This is a genomic window from Intrasporangium sp. (genome assembly GCF_039812505.1).
Classification (GTDB): Bacteria; Actinomycetota; Actinomycetes; order Actinomycetales; family Dermatophilaceae; genus Intrasporangium_A.
On sequence record NZ_JBDIAQ010000209.1, the window covers coordinates 1 to 4,591 of the forward strand.

Annotated in this window: 4 protein-coding genes and 1 pseudogene; 2 read left to right on the forward strand and 3 right to left on the reverse strand. The window is 71.6% G+C overall.

Features of this window, described 5'->3' with window-relative positions; translation table 11 throughout:
- The 3 genes from WMI84_RS16995 to WMI84_RS17005 form a co-directional block, all read right to left on the reverse strand.
- The coding region (locus tag WMI84_RS16995) for a pyridoxal-phosphate dependent enzyme (protein WP_347354962.1) at positions 1–782 on the reverse strand (782 nt) is incomplete at its 3' end.
- Positions 783–930: 148 nt separating this feature from the next.
- Positions 931–2,358 (reverse strand): aldehyde dehydrogenase family protein, encoded by a 1,428-nt coding sequence (locus tag WMI84_RS17000; RefSeq protein ID WP_347354963.1) that lies wholly within the window; start codon positions 2,356–2,358, stop codon positions 931–933.
- A 56-nt stretch (positions 2,359–2,414) separates the two neighbouring features.
- Positions 2,415–3,425, reverse strand: a complete 1,011-nt coding sequence (locus WMI84_RS17005) for a hypothetical protein (protein ID WP_347354964.1) — start codon at positions 3,423–3,425, stop codon at positions 2,415–2,417.
- A gap of 498 nt (positions 3,426–3,923) precedes the next feature.
- Here WMI84_RS17005 and WMI84_RS17010 point away from each other — a divergent pair, with 498 nt between their 5' ends.
- Positions 3,924–4,196 (forward strand): hypothetical protein, encoded by a 273-nt coding sequence (locus tag WMI84_RS17010; protein WP_347354965.1) that lies wholly within the window; start codon positions 3,924–3,926, stop codon positions 4,194–4,196.
- Positions 4,197–4,453: 257 nt separating this feature from the next.
- Positions 4,454–4,591, forward strand: a pseudogene (locus WMI84_RS17015) (acetyl-CoA C-acyltransferase); the annotation flags it as partial.

A 4,591-nucleotide genomic window follows, 5' to 3' on the forward strand; every position in this document is an offset into this window, starting at 1 on the left:
CAGTTCAGCCCGGCCATGATCGTCTCGCCGGTGACGACGCTGGTCGGCTCGCCGGCGTGCAGGCTGGCCAGCACGCAAGCCGCACAGTCGGGCTCGACCGACACCAGTGCCGGCACCTGCGTGCGGGACCGGTCCCGGTAGTGCCGCAGGGCGGCCAGCGCCAGCGAGCCGACGCCGACCGGCACCACGACGACGTCGGGGGCGACCTGAAGCCGGGCCAGCTGCTCGTCGACCTCCTCGAACATCGTCGCGTAGCCGTCGACGACCCACCCCGGGATCCGCTCGTAGCCGGGCCACGCGGTGTCCTGCACGAGCAGCGCGCCAAGGTCCGCCGCTGCCGCGCGGGCGTGGCGCACCGCCTCGTCGTAGTCGCCCGCCACCCGGTGCACCGCCGCCTGCTCGGACTCGATCGCGGCCACCGCCTGCGGGTGCACGCCCGCGGGGACGTAGACGTGGACCGGCAGGCCGAGCAGCCGCCCCGTCCGGGCCAGGGCGCGCCCGTGGTTGCCGTCGGTGGCCGTGACCAGCGCAGCCGGTCGCTGCTGCTCGACGGCGCGGTGCACGGCGTAGGACGCCCCGAGCAGCTTGAAGGCGGGCAGCCCGAACCGGTCCGACTCGTCCTTGGCCAGGACCCGCCCGAGCCCGAGCCGGCGGGCGATGTCGGGCAGGTCCCGCAGCGGAGTCGGCGCGTACCCGGGCAGGCTCCGGTGGAAGGCCCGCGGGTCGCCGGTCACGCCGTCGGTGCGCCACGCGCGGGCAGCCGGGTTGAGGAACGGCTTCATCCCCCGACCGTATGCGTCCGGGCCCCGTGACGCGAGTACGCCCGCGTGAGAAGCAAGCTGGGCGGCATACCGCCGTGGCGTATGCCGCTCAGCCGGGCCCGCGCGACCGCGCGGTCTCCCGCGCCCGCCCGGACGAGCGGGCCGCCGCTCACACCTGGATGGACTTGATCTCGGTGAACTCGTCCATCGCCACCAGGCCCATCTCGCGACCGATGCCGGACTGCTTGTAGCCGCCGAAGGGTGCCTGCGGGTTGTAGGCCGCGCCGTTCACGTCGACCTGCCCGGTGCGCATCCGGCGGGCGAACGCGACGGCGTGGTCGCGGTCGGCGGACCACACCGCACCGTGCAGGCCGTACCTGCTGTTGTTGGCGATCGCGAGCGCGTCGGCCTCGTCGGTGTAGGGGATGATCGACAGCACGGGCCCGAAGATCTCCTCCTGGGCGATCACCGAGTCGGGGTCGACGTCGGCGAAGACGGTGGCCTGCACGAAGTGCCCTCCCGCGAGGCTCGACCCGTCGGTCGGGTCCTCCGGCCCGCCCACGACGAGCGTTGCCCCCGAGTCGATCCCGGCCCGGATGTAGTCGAGGACGCGCTTCTTCTGGCCGGCCGACACGAGCGGGCCCAGCCGCGTGGCCGGGTCGAGCGGGTCGCCGGGCACGTACGTCTGGGCGGCGGCCCGGACGAGCGCGACCGCCTCGTCCTGCCGCGCGGCGGGCACGAGCATCCGGGTCCACGCGGTGCAGGTCTGGCCGCCGTTGAGGAACGCATTGGCGACGCCGACCTTGACCGCGACCGCGAGGTCGGCGTCGTCGAGGATGACGTTGGCCGACTTGCCGCCGAGCTCGAGGGTGACCCGCTTGACCGACGCCGCCGCGAGCGCGGCCACCCGCGTGCCGGTGGGGACCGACCCGGTGAACGAGACGACGTCGACCTCGGGGTGCGTCACGAGTGCCTCGCCGACCTCGGGCCCGTAGCCGGTGACCAGGTTGACCACCCCGGCGGGCAACCCGGCCTCGTCGACCACGTCCATGAGCAGGAACGCGCTCAGCGGCGCGACCTCGCTCGGTTTCAGCACGACCGTGCACCCGGCGGCGAGCGCCGGCGCGATCTTGCAGGTGATCTGGTGCAACGGGTAGTTCCACGGCGTGATCGCGGCGACCACGCCGGCGGGCTCGCGGACGATGATCGTGTTGCCGACCCGCTCCTCGTGCTCCGGCTCGGCGAGCGCATCGACGTAGACCCCGAGGTCGGTGACGGGCAGGGCGGCCTGGATCTTCGTGGCGATGCGCAGCGGGGTGCCTACGTCGGTCGCGATGAGCCGGCCGATCTCGTCCTGCCGGGCCGCGAGGCCGTCTCGGATACGCAGCAGGAACTCGCGGCGCTCGTCCCGGGGCAGGCCCGCCCAGCCGTCGAACGCGGCCCGGGCCGCCGCGACGGCGCGGTCGACGTCGGCGGCGCTGCCCTCGGGGATCGTGGCGATCGGCTCACCGGTGGCCGGGTTCTCGACGGCGATCCGGCCGTCGCCCGCCGGGTCGACCCAAGCGCCTCCGATGTAGATCTGCGAACGGGACTGCATCACTCCTCCTCGGCCGTGCCGGCACGTGTCGGTTTCAGCATGTCACCCCATGGGCCCTACGACGCTCCGGCGTCGATGTCCTCGGCGAAGGCCCGAAACTCCGGGTGGCCGGGCAGCACGGCGAGGCACTTGCGGATCAGGACCGCGCCCGCATCCCGGTCACCGCGGTACTCGGCCAGCCGCGCCTGCAGGAAGGTCTGTTCGGGCCCCGTCAGCGTCGGGTGCCGGACGATGCGGTCGAGGCGATCCTCGTGGTCCGAGCCGGCCAACCGATCGAGCAGGCGGCCGTGCCACATCGCCAGGGCGTCCGTCCGGTCTTCCGCGCGCTGGCCATAGTGCGACCGCCGGGACGGCGCCGTCCGAGCCGCCTCGTCGAGCGCCACGAGGTAGGCGTCCGCGAACTGCCCCCACGCGTCCGTGGTGGGCAGCAGCTGCGTGACGACCTCTGCGAGCGGTCGTTCCCGCTCGGCGACCCACCCGTAGCCGTACCGGGTCCAGCCGTGCCTCTCCTCCCACCGGTAGAGCTGCCCCGCCGCGCGTCGCGCGAACCCGGCGAACCCGTACTCCTGCACGAAGCGTGTCCAGAGCGCGCCGACCGCGTCCGACACGACGAACCTAGCCGCCTCGACCGGGTCGTCGGACCGGAACAGGTCGTAGCTTTTCGTCTGCTGGGCGAGGTCGACCAATGCCTCCAGCGCTTCACCGGCGCTCGTGACGTCCGGGCCGGCCAAGGCGGCCCGCGACTGGTCTGCCAGCCTCCGGAAGGTGAAGCGCCAGCCGGAGCGCTCCTTCGGCGACACACGCCGGTCGCCGCCGAGGTAGGCGCCCGAACCGGCGAGGCCGACGAAGTCCAGCACCTCCTGCAGGACGTCGTCAGCGTCGGGGGGCGCCGCCGCCGCGACCTTGCGGACCGCCTCGACGCGAGGGTCGATCGCGGACTCGATCCGCTCGCGCACGGGTGCCGAACCACGCCAGTAGAGCGTCCACAGGGCAGTCTTGAGTCCTGCCTCGTCGAGCTCGGCCAGCTTGCCGAAGAACTGGTCCTTGTTCAGCCGCTTGTCCGCCACGAGGCGCAGGCTACTTCGCCGTGGCTCCCGGGCTCCAGACCGGGTGGCGCATGTGATGGCCCTCGGTCAGGCGGAGGCAGCCGGATGTCCAACCGGCCGCGCCCACGCAATCAGTGAACGGCCGCGAGGAAGCGGCACAGCATCGAGGCGAGGCGAGGTGCCTCACGGGAGAGTGAGGCGAGGCGAGGTTGACGCATATCAACCTCCTCAGCGATCATGACTGCCTTGTTCCCCGCCGTCCTCCGGGATTGGCGGGGCTTTTTCCTGTCAGGAGTCGCAGCATGGAGCTCAGGACTTCAGTCGTCATCGACTACCAGAACGTGCACCCGACTGCACGGGACGTGTTCCTGCCGGGCCAAGATCCTCACACATCGCTCATCCATCCCACCCTGTTCGCGAACCGCGCGATCCTCGCCCGCAACGCACGACAGCGTGAGGGCTACCCTCACGCGACCGTCGCTCGGGTGCTGGTGTTTCGTGGGCTCCCGCACGTCGACCATGACCCTGACCAGCACCGTCGATGCCTCGCCCAGCAGGCCGAGTGGTCATCCGCAGGAGCTGAAGTCACCCTTCGCGACTTTGAAGTACAAACACCAGTACGGGGCCGATGGACGGCCGATCCTGGATGTGCACGGCAAGAAGCTCATCACCGGACCCGGTCGAGAGAAGGGCATCGGAAGCCTTCGCCCGACACCGCCTCGCCGGATCTGGAACACCAACCTTGACCGGGCTTGCTTCGAAGCGAGCCTCGACCGGACCGACTACACCTGAGCCGGGAGGCAGCAGTGCTCCCGCGGATCCAACAGGATCTCGCCGCAGCGCGCAGCCGACGCTACCCGCCCTGCCGGGTCCTGAGTCTCCCGATGGTCGACCGAGGCCCGGCCGCGGCACCCGTGGGAACAGCGGCCTACCACCCGTTCCACCCCGCGCGACCTACCTGCCCGGTCGCTACTCCGACGTAGGGTTGGGATGTCACGACCACGAGCGCACCGTGCTCGTGTCGTGGACGCCCACGGAAGGAACAGACTGTGACCGACGCCTTCATCTACGACCACATCCGCACTCCGAGGGGCCGAGGGAAGAGAGGCTCGCTGCACGGCACCAAGCCGATCGACCTCACCGTGGGCCTCATCGACGAGCTGCGCAGCCGCAACCCCGCCCTCGAC

Bases quoted from the DNA above. Each gene is read 5' to 3' on its own strand.
- WMI84_RS17000 (WP_347354963.1), bottom strand. From the start codon at position 2,358: ATGCAGTCCCGTTCGCAGATCTACATCGGAGGCGCTTGGGTCGACCCG.
- WMI84_RS17010 (WP_347354965.1), top strand. From the start codon at position 3,924: ATGACCCTGACCAGCACCGTCGATGCCTCGCCCAGCAGGCCGAGTGGT.